Origin of the sequence: Nitrosomonas communis, assembly GCF_001007935.1 — a bacterium.
In the GTDB taxonomy this organism is placed as follows: Bacteria; Pseudomonadota; Gammaproteobacteria; order Burkholderiales; family Nitrosomonadaceae; genus Nitrosomonas; species Nitrosomonas communis.
The window spans coordinates 475937-501089 of sequence record NZ_CP011451.1 but is presented as its reverse complement, the minus strand read 5'-3'; the positions used below and the strand labels follow the sequence as shown (position 1 = coordinate 501089).

Below are 25153 nucleotides of genomic sequence, written 5' to 3'. Positions count from 1 at the left end.
CAATGAAGCTGCAATTCGACGCGAACCAGGATTATCAGCTCGAAGCCATTCGCGCCGTGGTGGACTTGTTCGAGGGGCAGCCGGATGCCTCCCAAACCGCCGTGACACGGGATGACGAGCTCTCCAGCCTGAAGCTTACGCAGACTGGCATTGCTAACTATCGGGTGATCAACGATGTGCAGTGGCTAGAGAACTTGCACACTATCCAGAAGGAAAACGGCATCGAGCCTTCGGCCGCGCTGGAGACGATGAAGCTGGACGACGGCACGCTCGCTGGCGCGTTCCCGAATTTCACCGTGGAGATGGAAACCGGCACGGGCAAGACCTACGTCTATCTGCGCACAATCCACGAGCTGGCGAAGACCTATGGTTTCAAGAAGTTTGTCATCGTGGTGCCTTCGGTGGCGATTCGCGAGGGTGTACTGAAGAGCTTGCAAATCACCAAAGAGCATTTCCAGACACTCTACGATTACGAGCGCACCGAGTTCATGGTGTACGACTCAGCCAAGGTGAATCAACTCCGTAATTTTGCGCTTTCCGATGCGATTCAGATTCTGGTCATTAACATTGACGCCTTTGCCAAGGATTCAACCGAAGCGAACGGTAATGGCGCGGTGGGGAGCCGCAAAAAATTAAAGGGCAACGTCATCAACCAAGTGCGCGAAACCGGGGTGGCGCCCATCGAGTTCATCCAGGCCACGCATCCCATCGTGATCCTGGACGAGCCACAAAATCTGGAAACCGACATTCGCAAGCAGGCTATCGCGCGTCTTAATCCGCTGTGCACCTTGCGCTATTCAGCCACGCACCGCAATACCTATAACCTGATCCATTCGCTGGACCCGGTGCGCGCCTACGAACTGGGGTTAGTTAAGCAGATCGGCGTGGACTCGGTTATCGAGCTGAAGGACGCCAACCAGGCTTATATCGAGATAGAGGGATTCAAGGCCGGAAAACGTAGCGTTTCTGCGAAGCTCACCATCTGGGTCAATCAAGTACAGGGACCTACCAAAAAGACCGTGATAGTGAAGAACGGGGACGATCTCTATTCCGAGAAGTTTTCAAACAAACGCGAGATTTATCGTGACGGCTTTATTGTTAACGAGATCGACGCGAGCGAGGGTTATGTCACCTTCGCCAACGATGTTCGGGTGCGCCTGGGCCAGCCGCATGGCGCGCTGACCGACACCATTCTGCGCTTGCAGATCGAGGCAACGGTGCGGCGCCATTTCGAGAAGGCATTACGCCTGCACTCGGTGGGCATCAAAGTGCTGTCGGTCTTTTTCATCGATCGGGTAGTGAATTACCGCGTCTACGAAAAGGACGGCACGACAGCCAAAGGCAAATTCGCTGAATGGTTCGAAGAGGTTTACGAGCAGTACCGTGCCAAGCCCGACTTCGCCGGGCTCATGCCGCACAATGCGTCACAGGTGCATAACGGCTATTTTTCGCAGGACAAGCGAGCCGTCTCTCCGTTCGAGACGGTGACGAGCAAGACCAATGTCGATGCGGAGGCGAGCACTTTTGAGCTCATTATGCGTGATAAAGAGCGCCTGCTGGATTTGAACGAGCCGCTGGCGTTCATCTTCAGTCATTCCGCACTGCGCGAAGGATGGGACAATCCCAACGTGTTTCAGATTTGCACGTTGGCCGAATCCAGCTCGGATATTAAGAAACGGCAGGAGATCGGCCGGGGCTTGCGCCTGTGCGTGAACAATAATGGCGAACGGGTGCGCGACCGGGCGGTTAATCGACTGACGGTGATCGCGAACGAAAGCTACGAAGATTTCGCCAACCAGTTGCAGACCGAGATGGTCGAGGCGGGCGTAAAATTTAAGCGCGAGATGGTGCAGAACGAGCACGAGAAGGTGACGGTACGGCTAAAGAAGGGCTACGACACGGACAACCGCTTTCTGGAATTGTGGGAGAAGATTCGGACGCGCACGAGCTACCGCGTCAATTACAGCACGGCAGAACTTGTGACTAAAGCGGCCCAGCGTATCAAGGATAAGATGCCCGCCATCGAACGACCTAAGATCGCCCTTATTCGCACCGATATTGCTATTGGCAGCGGGGGTGTTACCGGTAAGCAAACGGGCTTTCGTACCCAGACGGTGGAAGCGAAGTACATTATGCCCGATTTCGTCGGTCAGGTGCAGGCGAAAACCGGCCTATCGAAGTCTACTGTGGCGCGCATCTTGCTAGATTCTGAGCGGCTTTGTGATGCCTTCAACAACCCCCAAGTCTTCATTGATCATGCGGCAGAGATAGTTAATGCTGTGAAGCGAGAATTTTTGGTGTACGGAGACGGTTCTGAAGGTAGCGGGGTGAAATATCTGAAACTAGATAACGCCTACTATGAGATGCGACGTTTCGAAGCCGATAACTTGATGGAGGTATTTTCATCTAACGTGAAAGCGGTAAAGAAGCAGGAGAAGACGCTCTTTTCGCATATTGTCATCGACTCAAATTCCGATCCTGAGCGGAAGTTTGCGCAAGCTTGTGAAGACAACGATGACGTACTGTTCTATATCAAACTGCCGCGCTGGTTCCGGATTGAAACACCGGTTGGTCCGTACAACCCAGATTGGGCATTGGCCTACCATAACGACAATACTTTGTACTTTGTTGCCGAGACCAAGAAAACTGGCAACGGAGATCATGTACAACTAAATTTACTACGCCCAATCGAAGAGTTACGCATCGAGTGTGGCAAACGGCATTTCGAAAACTTCGAAGAAATACGTTTCAAAGTTGTTAGCTCACTTACTGAGTTGATCTCATAAAAAAAATGTTTCGGTCATTGTTAATCTTAGAGATCAGAGAATGATAATTTGGGTAATCAGTACTAGTTTTAACAATATGGATTCATTGAAACAAAAGTAACTTCTTGGATTACTTCACTCTGATCCTAATTTCAATAGATTAACGCTATACATGGGCTGAATTAACCGCATTAAAAAAGTTGCGCATCTGTTCTGCTTTCTTCGACGATAATTCCGGTATAGTCCATAGTGTGGATTGACGAGAGTTGTTAAAACGCGGCTTGGCTGTTATCACATCAGAAATAACGGATGTAGATACAAAAGCAGCAATCGCTCTGCCTGGCTCAAGGTACTTGCGGAAATGTCTCTCATGCCTTCTGATAAATGAAAAATTGAGCTGTGAAATCATCTCCAACATTTGATCAATCGATGTTGCCTTCAGAATATTGTTAGGAGGCGTGAGATCGTCCAAGTTTATTGCAATCATGCCAAAGTCAAAGTTTCCTTCTAATTGCGAAACAGCTTGAGAAAGAACTTTTGATACGTTATTTTCAGAATAGAACTTCTTGCATGCAATACCGATTCTCGCACCATCAAAGGAAACGACGATATCTGGTTCTTCAAGGGTTGCATGCATACCCATACGGGCCAATGCTTGCCAAAGTTCGAGCTCCCATAATGTATCTTTCGCTTTTGATCGTTCTCGGTTTAAAAGATCTAAGCTTCCAATTAACAACGCGCTAAGATATTCCTTAGCCTGCTCCGATACTCTAAGAGGCAATGCTGCCGTTGCTATACGATTAAGCTGACTTGCGCTGAATAGATACGATATCTTCATGTGTCCCTCATCGTTGCAGAGCCAAGCATCTGAGAGCATTGCTGTATCTTCAATCAACTTCGACAGATAGGATTCTGGGTGTACCACCAAATCATTCTTACGGTACAGTTCCTGCAATTCGAGCCCGCGTTGCTTAATTGCAAGATAGGCAGATGAGTCTCGCATAGTGAAATTTGATGAATTGCCCGTCTGAACGATCACTCCACCTTGCGTTTTTGTATATATTGGTGTATGAGTGGCATTTTTTTCCATAGCGCTAACAAATAACTAATAAAATTTGAATATTTTCTAAACTTTTAGCATTAATTATTAATAAAAGTAATGATGTATGTCATATTTTCTAATTATATGTTAACAAAAAAGAAGGATGGCTAGCTCGGATATTCCATCGTGTTGGAAATATATCTCTAAAGATGGGAAATATTCTGATTTTATTATCCACAAATTTCGGGGATAAGGTTGTGGGTAACTGCTTTATGTCGAATGGTAGCAATGTTTATTTCGATTGCTTCAAAAAGAAGCTAAAGTTTTTATAATCTTGGCCGAAGCTAAATTTGTAGTAACCTTATCATTCCTATATAACCCGGTGAGCTACTTGCATTGCTTACCGGGTTATTTCATTTTTCCCTCTAAAACAACCCCATCTGCCTTGATTCTTCCTGGTGTTCAATAGCCAAAATCTTACGCACTTGTCGCTCGGTGAGGTGGTACTTTAGCGCTAGCTGGCGCACGCTTGAGGTAGATTTTTCCTCACGAATCTTGGCGTTGCGTAGAGCTAGGCTGATGGTTTGCGCTTTGGGAATGTCGAAATGGTCTAATCCACCGAAGCGCTCTACTAATTTGAGTGCTGCTATTTCACCTACGATAGTGATTAGGATGTGATCTTCAGATAAACGTTTGGGTACATACAGGCGCACTCCACCATAATGCTGCACAAGTTGGAGCGTGGCGGGTAGGCCGATGAGTTCTGCTATTTCTTGCAGGATGCTAGGAAGCAGGGATTCATCCACTTCATGCATTTTGCTTTTGTGCCTTATAGGTCAACGCTGCGACGAGTTTGTGCAGTTGCTGCGGAGTGCACCAATCTACGCGTTCTACTTTAAACATTTGTTGGCTGATACCATTGGCGTAGGTCCATGGCAGTTGCATTTCAGTTAGTAATGCACCGATCTTGCTCATCAGTGGTGCTTTACCGATAGCAGTGGTAGGGGATTTGCCTTGCTGTGCCCTGGCAGGTTTCTTTTTCTGCCAGCCTTTAGCAGTTAGGTGTTCCAGTACGCGTTTGCGTGAAGCCTGGTTTAAGTCACGGCTGGAGCGAACTTGCGCGATGTTCCATAGTATATCGCGGTAGGTGTCATCGTCCAGGCCGAGCTGTATTTTTGCGATGTGTATTTGTGCTAGCTCACGTTTGCGTTTTTGATCTGTGGTATTGTTTGCTTTCATAGTGTTAATTTCTGTAAAGAACTTGTTGGATGGCGCTATTTTTAACGCCATCAGACAAGGTTTTTACACTTCTGCCGTTTGTTCGAAGGGAGTGATAACGAAGTCTTCTACCCCAGTGACGACACTGATTCCAGCGACGCCACGCACTTCGTCCGGTTCGTTGAGAATTGCTTCCTTATTGACCTCTTCCTTGGTGCGCACGAAACGGACAAGTCCTAAGCGCTTGAGCATTTCAATCACGTTTTCCGATCCGCGGATCGAAACGCTGGGTGGGCGCTGACGCCATTGAACTTCGCCTGTGATCAGATTCGCGGTTTTTACCTTGCTACCGTCGGTGAGTTCCAGCCGGTGTGCTTCGCAGTAGCCCTGCACGCCTTCCTGCAAGGTTTTAAGCTGCGCGCTGATCGCATCCAAACGTGGCTGGAAGTTTTGCGTGATATGGGCAATGGCATCGTTCATCTCGGTAGTAGCACGTATAAGCTGTCGCTGTAGATCGCCGATTTTGCGGATGTCTGCAGCAGCCTCATCGCGTGTTTGCGGTACATAAGCTTGTGCCTTGGTTTTGAGTCGGGTGACGGTTTTGGCCATACTTGTTTGTCTCCTTTGCTGGTGGTTGTTTTTGTGTATTTAGGAGAGGCGAACACAAGGTTCGCCCGTGTCTGCTATGTTTTATTGATTATTTTTTGTAATTGGTTGCGCACCTCCTCCGGCATGCCCTTGGTCATTGCAGCATTTTGTTCTTCTTGCGCACGGCCGGTGCGTTTGCGCATTTCCTGTGCCCCTTCTTCCTTTTTGGCCGCTTGGTTGGCTGCGGCTGCGATGATGGTGAGCAGGTAGCCGTGATTTTTAAGCGGTAGCGTCAAGGTGTCACGCTGGTCAATCATTTGCTCCAGCGCCATGCGCCAAGCATCCATCGGGGCAGGCCAGACGCGACCCTTGTATTCGATCTTGCCAGCCTCGATCATGGGGATGAGTTCATTCATCAGCTTGGCCATCTTCGTGTCAGATATTGCACGTTGGGGTGGTTTGAATAGCTGCTCCACGTAGACCAGCAGCAGCTTGCCGACCGGATTGAAGCTCAAGACGCGCGTGACAACATTTCTCAAGGCTATATTGCTAATGGCTGCCTCCAGCGGGAAATCAGTCTGACAGCAAGGGCAGATCAGGCGCATGTTGTCTCCCTGGCGGTAGTGTGGGGATCACGCTTATGCATGATGTTTACTCCATTTGGAGCTGATCACCCATTCCACTTGCACGCCTTCGATATTGGCAGCCATGGTTTTTTCCTCGGCACCATTTATGCGGGCGAGTTTGATCAGTGCACCCCCCAGCAGATCGCAACGTGGCGAATGATTAAGCGTGATACGAGTATTGCGGCTGCCGATGCTGATATCCAGTACGCGATAACCCGCTTTGGCTAGCGTTACGGCAACCCGTTTTGCACTGGCCAGTGCCTCCATAATGTCCTGGTTATGACGACCGATTGAGGGGATAGGGCGATGCAGCATTGCTGCCATAGGGTTGTCTAGTTCCTGCATATCTTTCCGGTAGGCTTCATGCAGTGCCAATTCTTCATTGACATTCGTACTTTTACTTTGACCCAACAAATAGCGGGCATAGGGCAGTATTCTTTGAAACGGTTTCATGGGTTGCTCCTTAAATTGTGTCTGGTGGCTTCGTTATATTTGCAGCTCTGGCAAGCTCGCCAGTGTTTCATTGCGCGCGGGCTGCTGGTCGGCGGCTGGCTGCTGTGATAGCTTCTGCACTCTGCCTGATTGATTTCTTTTCCAAGATGAGGGCAGGGGATACGGCCATACACTTCCAGCACGCGGCTGGCGATATGCCTGGTATCTGCCGGGTATTTGCCATGCACGACCAGGCTGACAGCGGTACGCGATACGCCAAGATGGGCAGCCACCTGGGTTTTGCTGCTGGCAGCTACCGCTGCATTCAGGAGGTCTCGCCACATAAGGGCACCTCCTTGCCGTTATTCGGGTCAAATACCGTGTTTTTGGTTGGCCTCCAGACTGGGGCAAGCGGGCCGGTGTCGTTTTCATCCGGCAGCCACCAGCGGCAAAAACCGTTAGAAGTGAGCGCGCTGCCTACTTCGCGTTTGCGCATTCTTACCAGGTAACCAGCTTCTTCTAATGCCTTGAGATATTTGCCGATGTTGGAACGGATGTCCTTTTCCACTCCTTGCGCGACCAACGGCTCGATCTCCGGGATGGAGAATTTGCGGCGGATGCGGATCGCTCGCCACACTCGCGCACGCAGGCTGTTTTTATGAATGCGCGCCCCAGATTGTTCTCCTCGCGGTCCAGATCGAAGTCTTCCGTCTTCCGCTGCAAGCGCTGCTTTGCCTGCGTTGGTAAGCCGGAAGCAGCCGGGTGCTGTAAGCATGACTAGGTCGTGCTTGCGCAGTTTGCGCGTGGCATTTTCCACTTGCCTTGGCTTAAGTTTGGTCAGCGTGATCAGCTTCTCCTCGGTGATGCATTCATCCGGTGCATGTTTTCCGATGACTTTTAGCAATTGCTCTGCAATCCAGGCCATTAATGCTTATCCTCCTCATAAACTTTAATCATGTTGCCCAGAAACTCAAGATTGCTGCCGATATCGATGGCTTCATTTGCTGTCAGGTTGATCAGCTCTAACGATTCATCGCTATCCTTCATGGTCAAACTGATTTGAACGCTCAAGGAACCGTTCGTATGCTCGATAACCGAGACGCGTGCAGTTTTTGAGCCGGTGTATATTTGGCTAATAAAACAGATGCCGGTAGGGTTCATGCTAGCGTCCTCCATTTCTGGTTGTGCGTGGCCGGGTGGATTGCCAATCAAGTGTGAGCGGGCGGTTGCCCATGTCTTTCAGTTCTACGCGCTTCAAACCGTTGCGTTTGCCTTCGCGCTCAACCAGGGCGATGGCATTCATCACTTCGCGCATACGGCCCTTGCTCTGGCGGTGAATCTCCAGCGCCAAATCATTGGCGACTTCCACTTCACACTTTTGCTTGCAGACCAGCATGACATCCTCCGGTGTGGCCGGGCCGAAGGTGACGACGTGCGCCACGCGACTGCTGATTTGCAGGTGCCGCCCAATCTTAGCTTGCACCTGCTCCATGCCGACTAGCACGACGATGATTTCTGTCAGATCGGACAGGTCGCGGATCGCTTCCAACACATGCGCGTTATCGCGCAGGCAGTGTTCCACCTCGTCAATCACCAGTGGTGTCTGGTTGCGCCCCAAGTAACCTGAGATACGCGCAAAGATATCCTTGGCACGTCCCGAAGTGTCCACTTTCAGGTTTTCCGCGAGCTCAGTCATGAAATAACGCGGCGTCCAGCCGGTCTTGGCGCGCAAATACGCGGCTCCAGCCTGGATGGCCCACTGATCGACGGTTTCCGATTTGCCGTAACCGGCTTCACCTGTGACCAGCAGCAGGCTGGATTCCTGTGCACCACGTCCTTCGACCGCTGCTAATCCTTCCTGGAAGCGTTCGTAATTGCTTGTTTTGACAAACACACTTTTCACATTTAGACTCCTCTTGCCGTGGTGTTAAAAAAATGGCCGCTCGGTAATTGCCTTTACTGAGTGGCCGACTCTTCAAGTTTCTTCAGGTTGGCTGCTCGTTTATCATCTGCTTCTGTCCAAGCCACGCCCTGGTATGAATAGCGTTCCAGTAGGTCGAAATACTGCTCGGAGTCGACGTAGCGCAGCAGGAAATCCACATCCTCTTTCTTCCAGTCATCCTTGTTTTGCATGAGCCAACGGTATTGCTGGATATCACTGGTAAACCACGGGCGCACGCCTGGGCGTTCCGGCAGCGGGGCGATGTTTTCGATCGCTACCTTTTCAGTTTGGGATAATGGGTTGAGCTGTATGGCGGTCAATTCATTGACAGGCTGATACTCAATCGAATGCATTGGATTAAGCTCGGCTTCAGCCTCATCGATTTTTGCTTGCGCGCGTTTGATGCGTCCTTCAGCACGTTTCTGTGCAGCTCGTTCTTCAAACGATTGCGGAAAGTAACTGCGTTTATTGGCTTCAAATTCAGCGATGCAGATCAGACGCCCGGTGCGGTCGCGCACCCAGACGCGGCTAGCGTCATGGATGTCATAGCCGACGCGCGCTGTTTCGCCGTGGTAGTGCTCCAGATCTCGATGGAAATATAGGTTGCCAAACAAGCGGATCTCGCCGCGAGTAATCTTGCATGTCTTGTAAGGGCGGAAGAGGTCTTCAGCTTCATGAGGATCGACGTTAACTGGTTCGAACCCTTCCTTGATGGCTTGCGCCCAGGCTTCGTTCGGGGTCTGGTGGCGGAGCCTGCCATCCTGGTCACGTACTTTCGGCAGCGCCCTATGTGGGTGGTTTTCGTAGTCGTTTATTTGCTGCTGGCACCAGTCGATGAATGCTTTCCATTCCATGAGATGACGGGATGTGCCACTTTTCTTGATATCTGATCGGGTGAGTTTGTACACTTTTTGCCGAGCTTCACTATCCATCTGCGCGCCTATGTAGGTGGGCAACATTTTGGCTGCCCGCACCCAGATGGTTTGGTGCGCGCGTTCGATGATGCCTCGTGCCTGAGAGTTGTAAGGTAGACTATGAGTCAGCTCAATGTTCAGGCGGTGCATGAATCCTGTGGCCTCATCGCTCATCATTGCGTTTTTGTAGCCTGATCCGTTGTCAACGTAGAAAATGGATGGAATCCCACAGCTAAGGCAGGCATGGCGTAGCGCATCCAATACTGCCCAGGCTGATTCGGCCAATCCTGCTGACCACCCGACTACCTTTCTGGTGGCAATATCCATCACAGTGGTGATTTCTGGCCGGAACGCGCGTCCATGCGCGGGATGGGCGACTTCGGCATCAAAAGTGTGGCCGTCCGCCGTATAAGCAGTAGTCGGCCACATATGGCTGGTATCACGCCGCACGAATGGCAGGATCTTTTTAAGCTCCCGGTTGCCCATGCGCCCGCGCTGTAGCTCGGTTTTGCTCATTTTCTGCAGAAACCGATAGGCGGCAGAGTAGGAGGGTGGAATGATGATTGGCGGCAGGATTGATGGGAGCTGTTCTACACAATAGGATAAATCCGGCTTTTGCGGCTGCCGGTAAAGACTTAATAAATAGGGAGCCCATGGCGGGATGTCGGCTGATTCGCGCGCTTTAGGCGCGAGCAGGGCAACACTGCTGCCAGTGGCTTCTTTGCGTTTCGATTCCTTCAACCAGCGGTATAGAGTAGTGCGCGATAATGCCCGGTCCATGCCTGCTTTTGCATTAGCGACCGGTACCAGCTTCTGTAATTGTGGTGGCAATTGACCGCGTGCCGCTAGATCAATCACGGTGCGGATGGCACGCTCGGTACCGCCGACCGTTTCCAGTCTGCGTACTTCTGAACAAATAGCTGCACGCGCTTCGGCAATCTGGCGCTGCCAGTCTTTTAAGTCACCTGGTTTGACTGTTTCAGTGACAGCGTTGGGGGTAATGGGTTGTGATTGCGCGACTATAGTTGCTGTTGGGGTGGGTGTTGATTGAATTAACGCCTGCAATGCGCGCTCTTTGATGATTGCCATAATGGAAGCAGGGGGCTGATATTCAGTACGCAATCCACCGCGCCCGCCTTTTCCTGACATTTGTATTGATTCCCATCCATCTTTTTTTACACGATCACGCATGCGGCGCTCACTACTTGGCAAACCTGGCAGTTTCATTTCTACTAACTCAGAGCAGGAGTAGTGGGTCTTGATAGTACTCATGCACTAATCCTCTAGCCTTTTCTTAAGTTGTTTGATCTGCTTGGTAGCCTCATCCCGGATACGCTCCAGTTGTCCCAACTTGGCATCTAGTGCTTCTTTTCCGACAGAGAGTTTTGCGCCAATCTTTTTGGCAGCAAATTCAACCAAGGTATTTGAGCCTGTTGCGAGATCAAATGCGATCGCAGTATCGAGGGGTGGAATATGGTCTTCACGTGATTCTGCTGTATAAGCATCCAGCATGTGCTTGCTGATGTCGCGACCAAGTAGGCGGCTCATCTTTGCAGCGATTTCGTAGCGATCGTGTCCTTTTAGTGCTTCTGACATGGTGTGCGCGATCTCAGCTCGGCATGCAAGACCACCTGGTGCAGACACTGGTGCCGGTGGCAGCTCTTGAAACATATCGATGGTAAAGGGGTCTCGTTTGGCCATTTATACAATTCCGCTGTATTACTGATTTACATTGACATTTGCGCTAGTAGGGTTAATCTTGTATTTACGCTTATATCTGCCGAGTCCACGCTCGCCGCGGCCAGACCTTGGGGTTCCGTCTGTGTGATAACGGCTAGGCCAAATGATTTGTGGTGTAGTGTGGAGGTGTTCGGCAATCAAGCGTTCGTATTTTGGGTACGGATGATTGAGGCAATTACGCAGTACTCCAATGCCGAGACCATGCTTCAGTGATAATTGATTTAAGTTAGTTCCAGTTTTACGCACAGCCGCAATAATGTCGGCGCGATGCCAGTCTTTCGAGGCTGGTTTTTTTGGCATATTTAACGAACTCATTAATTTATACATAACGTTATGTTGGGATAAATATCCTAACATGTCAAGTGTCCTAACTTGATTTGTTTAATTCAATTCTAATTATCTAGCTAATGATTGATTTAAAAGAAATAAAATATGTTTGTTTAATTGTATATCGTCCGAACAAAACGTCCTAACATATTGTGATGAGTACGGACTCCAAGTTATGGTTTTCTGCAGATGAGTTAGCGATGTTATCGCCTCATCTTCTGATAAAGATCCCGACATCAACACGTCAATGTCGGGCTCGCGCTAAGCGTGAAAATTGGCAGTCGAGAGAGGTGCCTGGAAGAGGCGGGCCACAAGGTAAAAAAACAGAGTTTCTTCCACCTAAAGAAATTTTGGTTGAGATCCAGAAGTTCCTGAATAAAAATCCGAATTTCTTTTCTGAAATAAAGGGTTCATCGGAAAGAACAACCAAATACAAATCACAGCCACCGCAACCACTAATTAGTGAAAGTGATAAACACGAGAGGAATATTATTAATAATCACTTGCCCCTTGATTCAGCGGTTCTTGAGAATGTATTAAGACAGATAGAATGCGCGCTAGAAGAGCGCAAAATAATTTTGGATGCGGCCAAAAAGGCTAGCTTGATACAATTGGTATATGAACACTGCGTTGAAACAAGGAAGAATATCTCAGAGACGATCGAGCGTTTTCTGAAGTTGGTATCTTAGATATTTTCGCTATGTTTAAAATGTAATTACTTTGTGCCAAATAAACCGTAAATTCTGCTGTTTTTTGCATATTTTTTCTTATTTAGTACCGAATAAGAATTTTTGCTAGAAATACTCATATTTCTTTATTTCATGCGCTTTTCGAGCGCTTTTTTTATTTCTTTTTCATGTACCAAATAAATCACACCCCCACACCTACCTTTGTCAGGTATTACACTGCGATGAAGGCACCGTTAGCCGTGGCCTGAAAGAGTTAAAGATGCCGTTGCTTGAAAAGGAGAAACGTATTCGGCAAGCAGGAGGTGGGCGAAAGTCAGTTGTGGAGACGATGGCAGGGCTGGATGAAGCTTTTTTAGCGTAGTAATCCGCTAGAGGCGGCAAGGCGCGCAGAAGAAACAAGCGGCGTCAGAGCTTGAGGAATAAAGTTGGAATGTCGCGCTGGAGAAGACCGACACATCACTGGTGCTAATCCGCCCGTTTTTTAGCGTGGTCATGGGTCACGTCGGCGACATTGGTGAGTCCGTGGCAACGGACATCCCGTTTGAAAGAGTGAGTACAACGACGTACCTGAACCAGCGCGACATTCCAATAGAGATAATGGAGGATGTCATGGCAAAGTTCAAGCGAAGTAAATTGGAGTTAATCCATCCGAATGCAGCGGGGATTGATATTGGCTCTGCGAGCCATTTTGTGGCGGTACCGCCGGATCGAGATAACAAGCCGGTAAGGGAATTCAAGAGTTTCACCGCAGACCTGAATGGTTTAGCGGACTGGTTAGAGGCCTGTGAAATTGACACTGTGGCAATGGAATCGACGGGGGTATACTGGATTCCACTGTATGAACTTTTGGAGTCGCGCGGGCTGACTGTGTATCTAGTAAATGCGCGGCACGTTAGAAATGTTTCTGGCCGGAAGTCGGATGTACTGGACTGCCAATGGTTACAGCAACTGATGAGCTTTGGGTTGTTGTCTGGCGCATTCCGTCCGAAAGATGAGATATGTGCACTACGAGCCATATCTCGTCAACGCGATATGCTGATCCGTTATCAGGCGCGACATGTGCAACATATGCAAAAGGCTCTGGCGCAAATGAACATACAATTGGCGAACGTGATTTCGGATATTGTGGGCGAAACCGGTCAAAAGATCGTTCGTGCCATCATTACTGGTGAGAGAGATGGGCACATCCTGGCGAATCTCAAGAGCAATCGCATCCGGGCTGGCAAAGACGAGATTGAGAAATCGTTAATCGGGAATTGGCGGGAAGAACACCTGTTTGCACTCAAGCAAGCGATGTCACTCTATGACGCCTACAGCGAACGACTCACCGAATGTGACCGGCAGCTTGAAACCATGCTGGCGGCACTTCAGGTGCACAAGGTAGAGATCTGCCAGAAGAAGCGCCGCTCCAATGTCAAGAACGCTCCCAAATTTGATTTGCGTGCCCATCTGATTGGCATGTGTGGGGTTGATTTGACGCGAATTGACGGCATCGAAGTGACGACTGCGATGAAAGTCCTGAGTGAAGTGGGCGCTGACATGAGCAGGTTCAAGAGTGCGAAGCAGTTTGCCTCGTGGCTTGGGTTGTGTCCTGGAACAAAGATATCGGGCGGAAAAGTGCTATCGGGGGCAAGCAAGCGCACAGCGAACCGTGCGGCTCAGGCACTGCGCATGGCGGCAGTTTCATTGAAATCCAGCCAGTCTGCACTGGGTGCCTATTACAGAAGATTATGTGGCAGACTCGACAAGGCAAAGGCAATCACAGCGACAGCACACAAACTGGCGCGCTTGATCTACACGATGCTAACGAAAGGAACCGAGTACGTCGATAAAGGGCAGGAGTACTATGAGGAGCGATATCGTCAACGCGTGTTGCATCATCTGACTGTTCGCGCTCGGAAGCTGGGGTTTAATCTTACCCCTGTTCCTGAGGCTACTTAATATTTGCTGTAAAACCATTGTGTTACATTTGTTTCTTGAAAGATGTTAAAAAATCATACTGCCGGTTCACCAATGGATGAATCCGTAAAGTGGTCAAATTTGAGCCGCAACGAAATGGCTGAGAAGCTAAAACAGTGCGGATTTAGCGTGAGTGTGACCGTTGTTGATCAATTGCTCGACAAACATCATTTTCGCCGCCGTCAAGCCTTCAAGGTTGAAGCCGGGAAAAAGAACCTGCCGCATCGGGACGAGCAGTTCAAAAATATCGAGCGCCTCAAAGAAGAGTACCGGGTCCAGGGTAATCCGGTGATGAGTATGGACGTTAAAAAAAAGAATTGATCGGTAATTTTTATCGCCCCGGAAAGCTCTATACCACTGAGGTCGTGCGGATCAATGATCATGATTTTGCATCCCTGGCAGACAGTAAAATTGTGCCTCATGGGCTGTATGACATCCATCGCAAAAGCGGCTATATCGTATTAGGCACGAGCCATGATACCTCTGAATTTGCTTGCGCCTGTATCCGGCATGGGTGGTTGAACTATGGTCAACTGGACTATCCAAAGGCGACGAGTATTTTATTGCTCTGCGACTGTGGAGGCAGCAATAATGCACGCCACGCTATCTTTAAAGAGGATTTACAGAAATTGGCAGATGAATTGGCTATTGAGATTCGTATCGCTCACTATCCCCCGTACACGTCAAAATATAATCCCATAGAGCATCGATTATTTCCTCATATCACCAAAGCTTGTAGTGGAGTTATTTTTACCAGTGTCGAGCGGGTCAAAGCAGTCATGAGTAAAGCAAAAACTTCTCAGGGACTAAAGGTCTTTATCTCAATTATGGATAGGGTATTTGAAACTGGGCGCAAAGTGGCGGATGGCTTTAAAGAAAATATCACCATTGAGTTTGACCCGTTTTTACCGAAATGGAATTATGTTGCTATTCCATCTGCTTGCATAATTTCTGCAGTTATTAAATCCTGATTCCTAAACGGCGATTCATAATCCTGGGAGTGAGTTACTCAGGAGCAAGTCTGGCTGCGGTTTGGAAGAACAGTTTTTGGTAGGGACAGCTACTTGCCAGTAAAAAGCGAATACGGCGGGTATTACGTAGGATGACGGCACCGATTTTGATCAGTTTGAGGCGTAATGTGCTCACATAGGCCTGAGCCAGTTCGGTACCTTGCAAGGCAAGTCGCCGTATGGTTTCCAGCAAAATGTAAGCCAGCGAGGACAGGAGTAGACGAAATTGATTTGACCACCACCGATGGCAACTGGTGCGATCTGCAAACAGATCGAGCTGTTGTTCCTTGATCCGGTTTTCCATTTCACCGCGTAAACAATAAATCTTATCGTACAGAAGCTGCGGTTTACCGGTCAGATTGGTGACGAGATAACGTGGATGACTGCCTTTGTCAGTGTGTTCGATTTTAACAATGATGCGCCGTGTCCGCTGCCAGCTTTTTGCAGCATATTGAAACTCGTCAAATCGTCGTACTTTCTCACCTGATTCAACATACTGCTTCTCTGCCGCTTGCTGCCATTGCGCAGTGATCTCATTCAGTCGCTTGTTTTGGGCGATACCCACGATATAACCCACCTCATGTCGCTCACACCATGCCAACATTCTGCGGCGGCAAAAACCACTGTCACCTCGAAAAATGATACGAACTGCAGGCCAGCTCTGCCTGAACCGTTTTACCAGCAATGACAGAATGGCCCAGGCATGTTTTGCCCCATCAATATTGCTTGGCCGCAGGTAGCTTACCAGCAGTTGATCCTGGCAGAACACATACAGCGGCAAAAAGCAGTAGTGATCATAATAACCATGAAAGAAGCGGCCTTCCTGTTTGCCATGAACCGCATCATCAGTGGCATCAAAATCCAGTATCAGTTCCTTGGGTGGCTGTTTAAATGAAGCCATAAACCGCTCTACCATTACTTGATGAACATGCCAGGCCGTTTGCCGATTCGCCCGATTCTCCCAGCGGCATAAGGTAGAGCTGCTCGCCAATACCTCTGCGCGTTCAACCGCTGATTGAATCGCCAAATCATGGCGTAATTGCTGATGATCATTGAGGTCTTCATAGCCACATGCCAATGCATAAACCCGTTGGCGCAATAGCGTCAAACTATCATGCTTGCAACTTGCCTGCCGACGATTATCGTCCAGCGCTTGAGCAACCGCTTTGCTCAACCCAATGCGTTTATCCATCTAGCGCAATAACATGACACCACCATCTGAAGTAATATCCCCGCCCTGGAAATTTACTTCAATAATACGCTTTTTTACCTCTGGAAAATTAAACGATTCCTGGGTACACTTTGTCATTGGCAATTCCTTTTCTTTATTCAGCTTAGGTAACTGAATTATAAAGATTTAATGGGGAATTGCCACTTCCCTTCGTGCAATATTCGGGCTAAACTATTCAACTACAAGCATGTCTACCTGTCCTCAGCTTAATCAAATGTATTTCTATTAGTATTTTTAATTTTAGCCTATCTATATTCTATTGTTTCAATAAAAGAAACAATTAATTTCTTGCTCTAATACTTATTTCTTGTGTTTTAATTCGATATTATAAATCATAAGAACTTGATCTTGCCTTTATGGGCTGGAAATGTATTAAAAACCATACTCTTATTATGAGTAAAGATCGAAGCAGTAAATGCTGGGGATTAGGACAAAATATTTTTTGAATGATAGATTACATATAGGATGTTTCCTGTAAAGAACGTATTCTCAGCATGGTTATTTTTAAAGTAAAGGACGACCAAAATTTTTAACATAAGGGAGTTAAAATAAGTTGTCTAGTGGAGGTGCTGTGATGAGAAAAAATATTTTTTGTGTGGCTGTATTAGCGATTGGTTTTTTATCAGGTTGCGCTCAAATGAGTCCCATAGCGAGTACTTTGAGTGATGGTGAAATTGTTGCGAATCGACTTTTCATAGACCCTAATAATCATGATGCCGTGGCTAAACATTACGAAGACGTGGCCAAAGAGATGAAAGCCAAGCTACAGGCAAAGAAAGAGCAACTTGAGGAATATGAAAGACACAACTACTACTATGGAAGAAAGGGGCAAAGCTTCCGGTCACATACTTGGGCTAATATGCGATATTTAGAGAAGTCTATTGAAGAGAATTTAAAAGAAGCTGCCATTCACCACAAAATAGCACAAGATCAACAAAAACGAGATCTCAGTTTAAGAACTGAATAAATTGTAAGCTTTTAATTGAAGTGGTAATTAGTTAGAGAAAAATATCTAAATTCCAGAAAATAAGGAATCCTACAATAGCCGCGCTATCACTTGCAGATACGCGGCTTTTCTTTTTTTGTATCTGCTTTTATTTTATACGCTAGCACTATGTTTTATTTGTGCTGCATGCCTTTAACCTTATTGATGTAATCAGTTAAGGTTTAATTATTGTCCGAATCGAAGTAGCAAATTTATTAATTTAACGTGAGTTCGACATAAGAATCATCAAATCACGACTGGAAGAGCTTGAGGGAGCCTGATATTAAGTGAGGGTTTCTTCTCGCGAAAGGTGTAAGCCACCAATCCGGCTATCAGATTAACAAAAAAGTTAACTGGGCTGCGATGGCGGGAGTGCTCGATTTGCGAGATATTCTTCAATGGGTCATTGACGCTCTCAATGATCGAACGTTTACGTAGCAGCAGCTTGTCAAACAACGGCAACAGCTTGTTTTTCATGTTCTTGCGTACTTTGGTGATGAGCTGCACGCCTTGCTCGCGGAGTTGCTCAAAGAGTGATTGCGAAATGTAGCCCCGGTCACCGAAGAGTTTGCCAAACAAGGAGCGCGTCACCTCTGGTACCGGGTCACGGTCATCCACATTGCCCGCCGTTATTTTTACCCCTGGCAATTCTCCCTGGTCATTAATGACCAGGTGCAGCTTGAATCCATAAAACCAACCCATGCTGGCCTTTCCCCGGGCAGCAAACCCTGCCATTACTTGATGAGACCCAATACGGCGATTATGGCACACACTAATCTTAGTGGAATCAATGAAACTGATCCCACTACATTGCCCAAAGCGACTGGTCAGAAAACAGCACAAAGGCACCAGGCTACCTTGCAACAGCTCCACAAAGCGGTGGTAACTCACCAACCCTGGAAAATAATCGCGCTGATACCTCAACACGTAATTCAGGTAATAGTGTTTAAACGTCCGGTACCCGGATAGATTGAAGTGGTACCCAAAAACTGTACAGGTTGTTAAGCTCTGGCAGAATTAAAAAGGCGCTTAATAACAATGAGTAAAAAGCGCATACAATATTCGAGCGAATTCAAAGCAAAACTAGCGCTGGCAGCGATACGTGGTGATGAAACTGTCCCCCAATTAGCAGCGCGTTATAATGTACATCCCACGCAGATCAATAGCTGGAAACGGCAACTCATTGAGCAAGCTGCCGAGCTGTTTTGTAAAAATAATACTGCCGCCAATAAGGAGCAGCCTACAACAGATGACCTGCACCGGGTTATTGGTCAATTGGCGGTAGAACGCGATTTTTTAGCAAGAAAGCTCAATCATTAAGTCTTGTAGAACGCAAAGAGATGATTGAGCCCCATGGCAAACTTAGTCAAACTCGTCAATGTCAGCTGCTGGATCTGGCGCGCTCAACTTATTATTATCAACCGCAACCAATCAGTAATGCTGATCTGGTTCTGCTGCGCATGATGGATGAACAGTACTTAAAGACGCCACAATATGGCTCACGCAGTTATGCTACCTGGTTTCAGCGCCAGGGAATCATGTTAGGGCGCAAGAAAGCCTCTTCCTTAATGAAGACACTCGGTATTGTCAGCATAGCTCCAAAACCCAGGACCAGCATCTCAAGCAAACAGCATAAGGTCTATCCTTATCTGCTTAGAGAACTTGTCATTAATAAACCCAATCAGGTTTGGGCTGCCGACATAACCTATGTCCCCATGGAGAAAGGCTTTGGCTATCTGGTTGCCATCATCGACTGGCATTCGCGTAAGGTGTTGAGCTGGCGCTTGTCCAATACCTTGGATACTGACTTTTGTACTCAGGCGCTGGAGGCAGCCATCCAGGATTATGGCTGTCCACAGATCATGAATACCGACCAGGGCGTACAGTTTACCAGCGAAGCATTTACCTCCATACTAAAAGATCATCATATTCAGATCAGCATGGATGGCAAGGGGTGCTACTATGACAACATTTTTGTTGAACGACTTTGGCGGACAGTTAAGTATGAGCTTTTATATACCAGAGAATTCAATAATCTGAAGGAGATAAAGCAGAATTTATCCACATGGTTTGAATGGTACAATCAAGAACGATTTCATCAAAGCCTTGACCGTCTTACGCCTGATGAAATCTACTATAGTGATCCAAGAATTGATCGGGTTGCCTGAACCTGTTTAACTATACATATCAGAGCTGAACTTTCTTTCAGGTTGTCCAGTTACAGGGAACCACATCACGTTGGCTGCTGCTCAAGCATCCTGATAATCTGGATGACACGCGCAATGAGCGTCAAATTCTGGCGGAAGCGCTCAAGCTCAATGAATCCTTGGCCACGACCTATTATATGGAAGAAGAATTACGCAATATATGGCATCAGCCAGATAAAACTGCACCGCAAAAAGCACTTGACGAATGGGTAAAAAAGGCAGCTGCTTCGAATATCAACATGCTCAAGCAATTCTCTAAAATTATTGCCGCTCATCGTTCAGGTATTCTTGCTTATTTCGACTTCAATGGCTTATGGTTTTAGAGAGGTAGAATTCTTTAAACTGAAAATTATGGCGTTGCATGAAACCAGTTATGTTCTGGTCGGTTGCATTTAAAGTGCGCATTTACCGGATGAACCTTTTGCAATTCATTGTTTGTTGCAAGTTTCGTCAATCTAAATTCAATCAGGGCATTGTTTAATTTGGTTGACGCTGCTTGCAGTCTATTTATAGCCTCAATAATTCGCTAACTGACTCATTAAATCTCTCTATTTTTTTTATGATCACCCATATGAGTAGTGCAGGCCTAGTTGGTTCAATTAAAAAGCCGCCTTACTGGCGGCTATTCTTTAGTTATTTATGAACTACTACCTTTACATCTTCGAGTTTGAGTTCAGAGCCCCATAATTTCAATGCATTTCTTTTAACATCTTCAATGTCTTGACCGTGTATGTTGTGAGCTTCTTCTCTCTCGACATACTCACCAGAGCCGGTTATTCCGGAGTATCTAGCTGTCCAGCCTTCGGTTGTATTGAATAATTCTAGAACTTTTTCTTTTTTTTCAGTGGGATCCCCTGTAACAATATTGTCACACATGACCAGCCCATTTTTTTCCACTACATTGTAAATATTATTACTTTTAAACATTTTTTTATCCTCCTTTTACTCCAAGCTCCGCTAGAACAGTATTGATTAGTTAATCAATTAGCAGTGAACTGAAAATCCTTGTGTCGGTAGTTTGATCTTCGGCACTGGCAACGCCTAACGGTTGATCAGTTTGGAGCGTAAATAAGCCAAAACAAAACATCCATACATTTCGTTACAGTGTTATTCGTCAAATGAGTGTTTTATACTGTCGACCTCATCATGTACTAGAGACTCATCATGACAATCATTGTTCCCTTGATATCTACGAGCGAATCGACACTGCCCCGCGTACAGCGAGCAAAGCTTGATCCTTCTGTTTGTATCCTGCCATTATTGCAATACCGAATTCCTGCCGGGTTTCCATCGCCTGCAGAGGGATATGCTGAGAAAGGGCTGGATATTAATGATTATCTGGTACGCAATAAAGCCTCTACCTATTTCTTTCGAGTGGTCGGCGATTCTATGGTCGGTGCTCGCATTCATGATGGTGATATGCTGGTGGTTGATCGCTCGATCAAACCCAAACACGGGCATATCGTATTGGCGGTGATTAACAATGAATATACCGTAAAGCGATTGTATGCCGGCAATGGCGTCATTGAACTGCACGCTGAGAATCCAGCATATCCGCCTATTCGTTTACGTGAAAATGATGAGTTGCGGGTGTGGGGGGTTGTAGTGGGAACAGTGGCACGCTTTATCGTGTGAGCATTTCTTATTAATTGATTTTTCTAAAAAGAACGAATTTCGTAGCTTTGAAATTAATATGCTTAAATGGTTTTGAAGAATTAGCAATGTGAATTTTTTGCACATTGCTAATATTTATTGAATATGCTCTTAATTCGCATTTAATCTAATCTTTACTTCCTGTGAATTTATTCCAGTTTGACATTGGTTATTTTTCTTGGTTTTTACATAAAATTATTTCCGCAAAAAATGTCAGAGGCGGATGGATAAACGATTTCAGGCTGATTAATTTTTATGCGATTGCGGAAAAATTACAGGCTAATTGATTGATTAAGAATGATTTATCCGTAGTTTTTAATCCGTTGGTTGCGAGTTCGAATCTCGCACGACCTACCAGTAAAATCAGGCACTTAGTCAAAACATGACTAAGTGCTTTTTTCTTTGCTGGCTATCATGTAGGAAGATAGTAGGAAGTTTTAACCCGTGACGGGAAATCCCCCGGCTATGCCGGGGCGACTCATAGATGTTGTTTTGCAAGACCTGGTGCCTTCTTTGTAGATTGTAGATTCTTGAGAGCGGTGTGTAATAAAACTATTATAAAACTATTTCAAGATATCAATGGTGATGACTGATTCTTTTTCACAATCCAGGCAAATGAAGAAAGTGTCGACTATGCCTATATCTCCAAATATTTTATGTGGCTCACCCCCCATTCTTTTTAGCTTGATCGAACCGCAATGTCTACATCGATGACCATGAGGGTTTGCGTTATGTAAGCTTTCTACCTTCTCATTCAATACGCGATTTTTGAGCTTAAGATTATGAATTTCAGATTCAAGATGGCAAATTACATCCGCCAAAGCAGAAATCTTTCTTCTGCATGCAGAAAGCTCATTCTCGTAAGCTACGATCTTATCCTTCAAAAGCAGAAGCTGTTCTTTATGAGTTTGAATAGAAACATGTTCATTAATAAGCTTTTCAATAATCTGACGGGGCATGATAGGGAGAGGATAAGAAAATTAGGTCGCGTAATATGCACACTACTAAAGAAGTAGCGCAACTTAAAAAGTCCGATTTCCATCGTTTAGTCATAACTATAATTGCCATTTTCCACTCGGTTGAAGTGAGACAACAATTAATTGCAGATTGCCAGAATCAGTTTACCGGACTCTTCGTCAAATTTTTGTGTAGCAGTCAAGCCCTATTAAGCAGGAGCCTGTAAAGTCAGGTTTGATTTAGAAATGGAATCGCGTGGGATATGACGAAATTAAATTGATCGGATTAAGCGGGGCGATTGATGTAGGCAAGAGCATAGTTGCCAAGCATTGGTGTGCTTCGTATGGGTGTGCTGTGTTTAAATTCAAGAATGTGATGGTACAATGCCTGGCTCATATCTTTGAGGTAGATGGGCTTTTATTTCATGATCGTGAATTGAAAGAGAATCCGCACGATGCATTATTTAGCCGCTCACTCAGGGTGGTGATGCAGACCTTTGGCATTGATTGAGAAAGAAAAATGATTCACCCTGATATCCGGGTACAGAGCCAAGTTGCTGGTGCCACGGCTGGATTGGCAGAGAGGGAATAGGGATGAGTAATAAGAAACTCACTGGCATGCGAAAAATACAACCCCTGCCAGGGGGAATTACTTCCCCTGTCTTTAGCCAAGTTTGAAGCGCTCGACTAGCTCTATATTGCTGGTGATCAATTTCCTATTCACATAGCTGATTCAATCACATCCCGTGTAGCTTGTTGGATGACGGTGTCGGGTACCCCATGTTTTTTAGCGCTTCGATCAAAAGCGCTGTTGATATGCCGGAATATCGATATTCATCTCTGCACAACCCTGCGCTGATGTATGACTTCAATAGTATCTTGTATCCGGATAATCCTTTGAGTCGCGCTATTTTTTTCATGGATTCTACTACATCAATCGGGAAGCTTATCGTAATAGATCTCATGGGGCGATCTTTTTGCGAACATTCTTTTAAATTTTCAGAAAGCATAATTAGTTATTTTTATAGTTATTTTTAGTTGGCATCTAATACTTTTTTGTTTTGTCAAGAATAGGAGTGCCCAATGAGCGTATCTCGAAAGGATGATCATGATCAACGTCTTGAGCAATTATCTCAAGTCCGTATCCTCGATCAATCGACTCATTGTACAGGGCTAATAATTGTGGGTCCAAATTCGAAATATCTGAAGGAGTGGGTACGAAGATTTCTAAAACGCTTGTTAGACGATATCCATAATCCATTAACGCAGAACGAGCAAGTATTTTGGCTCCTTCTTGAGATTTTGCGCCAACAAAAATGATTGCATTTATATTGCCAATACCAACAGCATTAGTTGCAGCTTTTATTGATATTGCTTTCGCATATACCAAGTATATCTCTTCCATGGTTTATCCTTTATTGTTAACTGCTTGGTGGAGTTCCCTATTCTATCAGGATAAATGTTTGTTTTTTGTTAAGTTGATCCCCTTTAGTCTGTGGTCGACCGTTTGTACATCTCTGGATACATGCTCATGGAATAGATCATTCTCACACATTCTGAATCATTCTTAACTGGTTAGGCTATTTAAGTATACTCGTATAAGGTGTGACGATTTTTCGCGTATCTAGTCAAAAAATCATGATTTATTAATCATATCTTGTGGATCTAACGAAGTTTGTTATGATGAAAACAAACCACCACAGTTTGGTACAACATAAGGAGAGAGTATGCAACTCGCCATGTTGGATTTTATTTTTTTAACGGATTGCGTCATTTCAAAGGTTTAATTTTAATTAGGCGACAACATGCGAACTGAGCGTCAAAAAATGCTGGCCGGCGAACTTTATGATCCGTTCGATCCTGAGTTAGTTGCCGCGCGCGAATATGCACGCTCGTTATGTCATGCGTTAAACGTCATGAAAGAGTCGGAGCAGAGCGAAATACGCCGCATTCTGGAGGCTCTCTTCGGCACTGGAGGCGATACCGTTTGGATGCAACCTCCGTTCTACTGTGATTACGGTTCAAATATTCATCTCGGTACTCGTGTATTTTTCAACTTCAACTGCACCGTTCTCGATGTGTGCGAGGTCCACATTGGTGACTACACGCTATTTGGCCCAGGCGTACAAATTCTTACGCCGTTACATCCATTCAATGCAGATCTTCGTAGAACGCAGGAATACGGAAAGCCAATTGAGATTGGAGCAGACGTGTGGGTGGGTGGCGGAGCACTTATTTTGGCTGGTGTCCGTATCGGATCCCGAACAATTATCGGGGCGGGTAGTGTCGTAACGCGTGACGTTCCGGAAGGCGTACTGGCAGCCGGAAATCCATGTCGAGTGATTCGCGATGTTTCCGATTAGTCTACCAAACAAAGCATTCAACACGACAGCTACACCTTCGCCGATTTTCCGAGTTAATTTAGGCGTTAAATTTTAGCTCACGATCGGGTCGAGGGTAACGGATTGTATGTATCCGTTACCCTCGACCCGATTCAACTGAATCAAGCATGACTTTGCCGGCTCTTCGTGCCGTATTATTGATACTGTCTACAGCTTGCCTTCGCGTCATGTTTGGTTTAGGTGAGAATTCTTATTGAATCATTCTTAACTGGTCGGGCTATATCAAACCGGACCGCCAACACGGCAATGATAAGTCTTCTTTCTCCCGGACAGACAGGGCTTTACAGCGGAAATCCAGCGAATATGCCATCTTTACGTTATAATCAAAATTATTTGGTTATGTTATAGTATTTTTTCGTCCACTTGAGGTTCAAACACTTTTCGTTGCTGGAGCCGGCTTATCGGGAGCAGACTGCAGCATGGCGATGCAGACCACAGTGATCAACAGCAGTTGACGAAAACTATCG

Annotated in this window: 29 protein-coding genes and 2 pseudogenes; 12 read left to right on the top strand and 19 right to left on the bottom strand. The window is 46.4% G+C overall.

Annotated elements, in window-relative coordinates; translation table 11 throughout:
• Positions 1–2 precede the first annotated feature (2 nt).
• Complete coding sequence (locus AAW31_RS02195; RefSeq protein ID WP_046848979.1) at positions 3–2786, top strand: restriction endonuclease; 2784 nt, start codon at positions 3–5, stop codon at positions 2784–2786.
• 145 nt (positions 2787–2931) lie between these two features.
• Here the strand turns inward: AAW31_RS02195 and AAW31_RS02190 are convergent, their stop codons facing one another.
• The 13 genes from AAW31_RS02190 to AAW31_RS18660 all read right to left on the bottom strand — a co-directional run bounded on the left by AAW31_RS02190 (position 2932) and on the right by AAW31_RS18660 (position 11567).
• Positions 2932–3855 (bottom strand): hypothetical protein, encoded by a 924-nt coding sequence (locus tag AAW31_RS02190; RefSeq protein WP_046848978.1) that lies wholly within the window; start codon positions 3853–3855, stop codon positions 2932–2934.
• 377 nt (positions 3856–4232) lie between these two features.
• A complete protein-coding gene (locus AAW31_RS02185; protein ID WP_046848977.1) occupies positions 4233–4622 on the bottom strand; it encodes a Mor transcription activator family protein in 390 nt (129 codons plus the stop codon).
• Positions 4615–5046 carry a gp16 family protein gene (locus AAW31_RS02180; RefSeq protein WP_046851432.1) on the bottom strand — a complete coding sequence of 144 codons (432 nt, stop codon included), beginning with the start codon at positions 5044–5046 and terminating at the stop codon, positions 4615–4617. Before AAW31_RS02180 ends, AAW31_RS02185 begins: the two co-directional genes overlap by 8 nt.
• 63 nt (positions 5047–5109) lie before the next feature.
• The gene (locus AAW31_RS02175) at positions 5110–5634 is read right to left on the bottom strand and encodes a host-nuclease inhibitor Gam family protein (protein ID WP_046848976.1); all 525 of its coding nucleotides are present in this window, start codon (positions 5632–5634) and stop codon (positions 5110–5112) included.
• Between the two features lie 74 nt (positions 5635–5708).
• Positions 5709–6218, bottom strand: coding sequence for a hypothetical protein (locus AAW31_RS02170; protein WP_046848975.1), 510 nt, complete (start codon positions 6216–6218; stop codon positions 5709–5711).
• A 33-nt stretch (positions 6219–6251) separates the two neighbouring features.
• Complete coding sequence (locus tag AAW31_RS02165; protein ID WP_046848974.1) at positions 6252–6692, bottom strand: hypothetical protein; 441 nt, start codon at positions 6690–6692, stop codon at positions 6252–6254.
• On the bottom strand, positions 6689–7015 hold the full coding sequence (locus tag AAW31_RS02160) for a helix-turn-helix domain-containing protein (protein WP_046848973.1): 327 nt from the start codon (positions 7013–7015) through the stop codon (positions 6689–6691). Before AAW31_RS02160 ends, AAW31_RS02165 begins: the two co-directional genes overlap by 4 nt.
• Positions 6997–7596, bottom strand: a complete 600-nt coding sequence (locus tag AAW31_RS02155) for a hypothetical protein (protein ID WP_046848972.1) — start codon at positions 7594–7596, stop codon at positions 6997–6999. The genes AAW31_RS02160 and AAW31_RS02155 overlap by 19 nt, the downstream gene beginning before the upstream one ends.
• Positions 7596–7832 (bottom strand): hypothetical protein, encoded by a 237-nt coding sequence (locus tag AAW31_RS02150; protein WP_046848971.1) that lies wholly within the window; start codon positions 7830–7832, stop codon positions 7596–7598. Before AAW31_RS02150 ends, AAW31_RS02155 begins: the two co-directional genes overlap by 1 nt.
• 1 nt (position 7833) lies before the next feature.
• Positions 7834–8574, bottom strand: coding sequence for an AAA family ATPase (locus tag AAW31_RS02145; protein WP_046848970.1), 741 nt, complete (start codon positions 8572–8574; stop codon positions 7834–7836).
• A gap of 53 nt (positions 8575–8627) precedes the next feature.
• Positions 8628–10799, bottom strand: coding sequence for a Mu transposase C-terminal domain-containing protein (locus tag AAW31_RS02140; protein WP_052752025.1), 2172 nt, complete (start codon positions 10797–10799; stop codon positions 8628–8630).
• A 3-nt stretch (positions 10800–10802) separates the two neighbouring features.
• Positions 10803–11228: a hypothetical protein gene (locus AAW31_RS02135; protein ID WP_046848969.1), complete on the bottom strand. Its 426-nt coding sequence runs from the start codon at positions 11226–11228 to the stop codon at positions 10803–10805.
• 18 nt (positions 11229–11246) lie between these two features.
• Positions 11247–11567: a helix-turn-helix domain-containing protein gene (locus AAW31_RS18660; RefSeq protein ID WP_082110317.1), complete on the bottom strand. Its 321-nt coding sequence runs from the start codon at positions 11565–11567 to the stop codon at positions 11247–11249.
• A 182-nt stretch (positions 11568–11749) separates the two neighbouring features.
• Between AAW31_RS18660 and AAW31_RS02125 the strand changes: the two genes are divergently transcribed.
• The 4 genes from AAW31_RS02125 (at position 11750) to AAW31_RS02115 (ending at position 15213) form a co-directional block, all read left to right on the top strand.
• A complete protein-coding gene (locus AAW31_RS02125) occupies positions 11750–12283 on the top strand; it encodes a hypothetical protein (protein ID WP_144412813.1) in 534 nt (177 codons plus the stop codon).
• Positions 12284–12892: 609 nt separating this feature from the next.
• Positions 12893–14224: an IS110 family RNA-guided transposase gene (locus AAW31_RS02120; RefSeq protein ID WP_046848944.1), complete on the top strand. Its 1332-nt coding sequence runs from the start codon at positions 12893–12895 to the stop codon at positions 14222–14224.
• Positions 14225–14266: 42 nt separating this feature from the next.
• Entirely contained in the window at positions 14267–14563 is a 297-nt protein-coding gene (locus AAW31_RS20355; protein ID WP_144412812.1) for an ISAzo13-like element transposase-related protein, read from the top strand.
• Positions 14560–15213: an ISAzo13 family transposase gene (locus AAW31_RS02115; RefSeq protein WP_144412811.1), complete on the top strand. Its 654-nt coding sequence runs from the start codon at positions 14560–14562 to the stop codon at positions 15211–15213. Before AAW31_RS20355 ends, AAW31_RS02115 begins: the two co-directional genes overlap by 4 nt.
• A gap of 34 nt (positions 15214–15247) precedes the next feature.
• On the opposite strand, the pseudogene AAW31_RS02110 reads toward AAW31_RS02115, so the two are convergent.
• Positions 15248–16561: pseudogene (locus tag AAW31_RS02110) on the bottom strand (IS1380 family transposase).
• A gap of 496 nt (positions 16562–17057) precedes the next feature.
• Between AAW31_RS02110 and AAW31_RS02105 the strand changes: the two are divergent.
• Positions 17058–17450, top strand: coding sequence for a hypothetical protein (locus AAW31_RS02105; RefSeq protein ID WP_046848966.1), 393 nt, complete (start codon positions 17058–17060; stop codon positions 17448–17450).
• A 264-nt stretch (positions 17451–17714) separates the two neighbouring features.
• Here AAW31_RS02105 and AAW31_RS02100 read toward each other — a convergent pair.
• Positions 17715–18486, bottom strand: a pseudogene (locus tag AAW31_RS02100) (IS982 family transposase).
• Between the two features lie 20 nt (positions 18487–18506).
• On the opposite strand from AAW31_RS02100, the gene AAW31_RS23355 reads away from it, so the two are divergent.
• The 3 genes from AAW31_RS23355 to AAW31_RS19480 all read left to right on the top strand — a co-directional run bounded on the left by AAW31_RS23355 (position 18507) and on the right by AAW31_RS19480 (position 19998).
• A complete protein-coding gene (locus AAW31_RS23355) occupies positions 18507–18788 on the top strand; it encodes an IS3 family transposase (protein WP_036503716.1) in 282 nt (93 codons plus the stop codon).
• A gap of 20 nt (positions 18789–18808) precedes the next feature.
• Positions 18809–19636: an IS3 family transposase gene (locus AAW31_RS02090; RefSeq protein WP_046848692.1), complete on the top strand. Its 828-nt coding sequence runs from the start codon at positions 18809–18811 to the stop codon at positions 19634–19636.
• A 74-nt stretch (positions 19637–19710) separates the two neighbouring features.
• Positions 19711–19998, top strand: a complete 288-nt coding sequence (locus AAW31_RS19480; protein WP_082110316.1) for a transposase — start codon at positions 19711–19713, stop codon at positions 19996–19998.
• 310 nt (positions 19999–20308) lie between these two features.
• Here AAW31_RS19480 and AAW31_RS02080 read toward each other — a convergent pair whose 3' ends face one another.
• Positions 20309–20602 (bottom strand): hypothetical protein, encoded by a 294-nt coding sequence (locus AAW31_RS02080; RefSeq protein WP_046848965.1) that lies wholly within the window; start codon positions 20600–20602, stop codon positions 20309–20311.
• Positions 20603–20839: 237 nt separating this feature from the next.
• On the opposite strand from AAW31_RS02080, the gene AAW31_RS02075 reads away from it, so the two are divergent.
• Positions 20840–21310, top strand: a complete 471-nt coding sequence (locus AAW31_RS02075) for a LexA family protein (RefSeq protein WP_082110315.1) — start codon at positions 20840–20842, stop codon at positions 21308–21310.
• Positions 21311–21891: 581 nt separating this feature from the next.
• Here AAW31_RS02075 and AAW31_RS02070 read toward each other — a convergent pair.
• Positions 21892–22287, bottom strand: a complete 396-nt coding sequence (locus AAW31_RS02070; RefSeq protein ID WP_046848964.1) for a magnesium transporter CorA family protein — start codon at positions 22285–22287, stop codon at positions 21892–21894.
• A gap of 253 nt (positions 22288–22540) precedes the next feature.
• On the opposite strand from AAW31_RS02070, the gene AAW31_RS02065 reads away from it, so the two are divergent.
• Positions 22541–22795, top strand: a complete 255-nt coding sequence (locus AAW31_RS02065; protein WP_046848963.1) for a hypothetical protein — start codon at positions 22541–22543, stop codon at positions 22793–22795.
• Between the two features lie 226 nt (positions 22796–23021).
• Here AAW31_RS02065 and AAW31_RS21690 read toward each other — a convergent pair whose 3' ends face one another.
• Together AAW31_RS21690 and AAW31_RS02060 are read right to left on the bottom strand one after the other, a co-directional pair.
• Positions 23022–23204: a hypothetical protein gene (locus AAW31_RS21690; protein WP_200899690.1), complete on the bottom strand. Its 183-nt coding sequence runs from the start codon at positions 23202–23204 to the stop codon at positions 23022–23024.
• A 125-nt stretch (positions 23205–23329) separates the two neighbouring features.
• The gene (locus AAW31_RS02060) at positions 23330–23689 is read right to left on the bottom strand and encodes a hypothetical protein (RefSeq protein ID WP_046848962.1); all 360 of its coding nucleotides are present in this window, start codon (positions 23687–23689) and stop codon (positions 23330–23332) included.
• A 400-nt stretch (positions 23690–24089) separates the two neighbouring features.
• On the opposite strand from AAW31_RS02060, the gene AAW31_RS02055 reads away from it, so the two are divergent.
• The gene (locus tag AAW31_RS02055; protein WP_046848961.1) at positions 24090–24647 is read left to right on the top strand and encodes a sugar O-acetyltransferase; all 558 of its coding nucleotides are present in this window, start codon (positions 24090–24092) and stop codon (positions 24645–24647) included.
• The last annotated feature ends 506 nt before the right edge of the window (positions 24648–25153 follow it).

Bases quoted from the DNA above. Each gene is read 5' to 3' on its own strand.
- AAW31_RS02195 (WP_046848979.1), top strand. From the start codon at position 3: ATGAAGCTGCAATTCGACGCGAACCAGGATTATCAGCTCGAAGCCATT.
- AAW31_RS02190 (WP_046848978.1), bottom strand. From the start codon at position 3,855: ATGGAAAAAAATGCCACTCATACACCAATATATACAAAAACGCAAGGT.
- AAW31_RS02185 (WP_046848977.1), bottom strand. From the start codon at position 4,622: ATGCATGAAGTGGATGAATCCCTGCTTCCTAGCATCCTGCAAGAAATA.
- AAW31_RS02180 (WP_046851432.1), bottom strand. From the start codon at position 5,046: ATGAAAGCAAACAATACCACAGATCAAAAACGCAAACGTGAGCTAGCA.
- AAW31_RS02175 (WP_046848976.1), bottom strand. From the start codon at position 5,634: ATGGCCAAAACCGTCACCCGACTCAAAACCAAGGCACAAGCTTATGTA.
- AAW31_RS02170 (WP_046848975.1), bottom strand. From the start codon at position 6,218: ATGCGCCTGATCTGCCCTTGCTGTCAGACTGATTTCCCGCTGGAGGCA.
- AAW31_RS02165 (WP_046848974.1), bottom strand. From the start codon at position 6,692: ATGAAACCGTTTCAAAGAATACTGCCCTATGCCCGCTATTTGTTGGGT.
- AAW31_RS02160 (WP_046848973.1), bottom strand. From the start codon at position 7,015: ATGTGGCGAGACCTCCTGAATGCAGCGGTAGCTGCCAGCAGCAAAACC.
- AAW31_RS02155 (WP_046848972.1), bottom strand. From the start codon at position 7,596: ATGGCCTGGATTGCAGAGCAATTGCTAAAAGTCATCGGAAAACATGCA.
- AAW31_RS02150 (WP_046848971.1), bottom strand. From the start codon at position 7,832: ATGAACCCTACCGGCATCTGTTTTATTAGCCAAATATACACCGGCTCA.
- AAW31_RS02140 (WP_052752025.1), bottom strand. From the start codon at position 10,799: ATGAGTACTATCAAGACCCACTACTCCTGCTCTGAGTTAGTAGAAATG.
- AAW31_RS02135 (WP_046848969.1), bottom strand. From the start codon at position 11,228: ATGGCCAAACGAGACCCCTTTACCATCGATATGTTTCAAGAGCTGCCA.
- AAW31_RS18660 (WP_082110317.1), bottom strand. From the start codon at position 11,567: ATGCCAAAAAAACCAGCCTCGAAAGACTGGCATCGCGCCGACATTATT.
- AAW31_RS02125 (WP_144412813.1), top strand. From the start codon at position 11,750: ATGAGTACGGACTCCAAGTTATGGTTTTCTGCAGATGAGTTAGCGATG.
- AAW31_RS02120 (WP_046848944.1), top strand. From the start codon at position 12,893: ATGGCAAAGTTCAAGCGAAGTAAATTGGAGTTAATCCATCCGAATGCA.
- AAW31_RS20355 (WP_144412812.1), top strand. From the start codon at position 14,267: ATGTTAAAAAATCATACTGCCGGTTCACCAATGGATGAATCCGTAAAG.
- AAW31_RS02105 (WP_046848966.1), top strand. From the start codon at position 17,058: ATGAGAAAAAATATTTTTTGTGTGGCTGTATTAGCGATTGGTTTTTTA.
- AAW31_RS23355 (WP_036503716.1), top strand. From the start codon at position 18,507: ATGAGTAAAAAGCGCATACAATATTCGAGCGAATTCAAAGCAAAACTA.
- AAW31_RS02090 (WP_046848692.1), top strand. From the start codon at position 18,809: ATGATTGAGCCCCATGGCAAACTTAGTCAAACTCGTCAATGTCAGCTG.
- AAW31_RS02080 (WP_046848965.1), bottom strand. From the start codon at position 20,602: ATGTTTAAAAGTAATAATATTTACAATGTAGTGGAAAAAAATGGGCTG.
- AAW31_RS02075 (WP_082110315.1), top strand. From the start codon at position 20,840: ATGACAATCATTGTTCCCTTGATATCTACGAGCGAATCGACACTGCCC.
- AAW31_RS02070 (WP_046848964.1), bottom strand. From the start codon at position 22,287: ATGCCCCGTCAGATTATTGAAAAGCTTATTAATGAACATGTTTCTATT.
- AAW31_RS21690 (WP_200899690.1), bottom strand. From the start codon at position 23,204: ATGAAAAAAATAGCGCGACTCAAAGGATTATCCGGATACAAGATACTA.
- AAW31_RS02060 (WP_046848962.1), bottom strand. From the start codon at position 23,689: ATGGAAGAGATATACTTGGTATATGCGAAAGCAATATCAATAAAAGCT.
- AAW31_RS02055 (WP_046848961.1), top strand. From the start codon at position 24,090: ATGCGAACTGAGCGTCAAAAAATGCTGGCCGGCGAACTTTATGATCCG.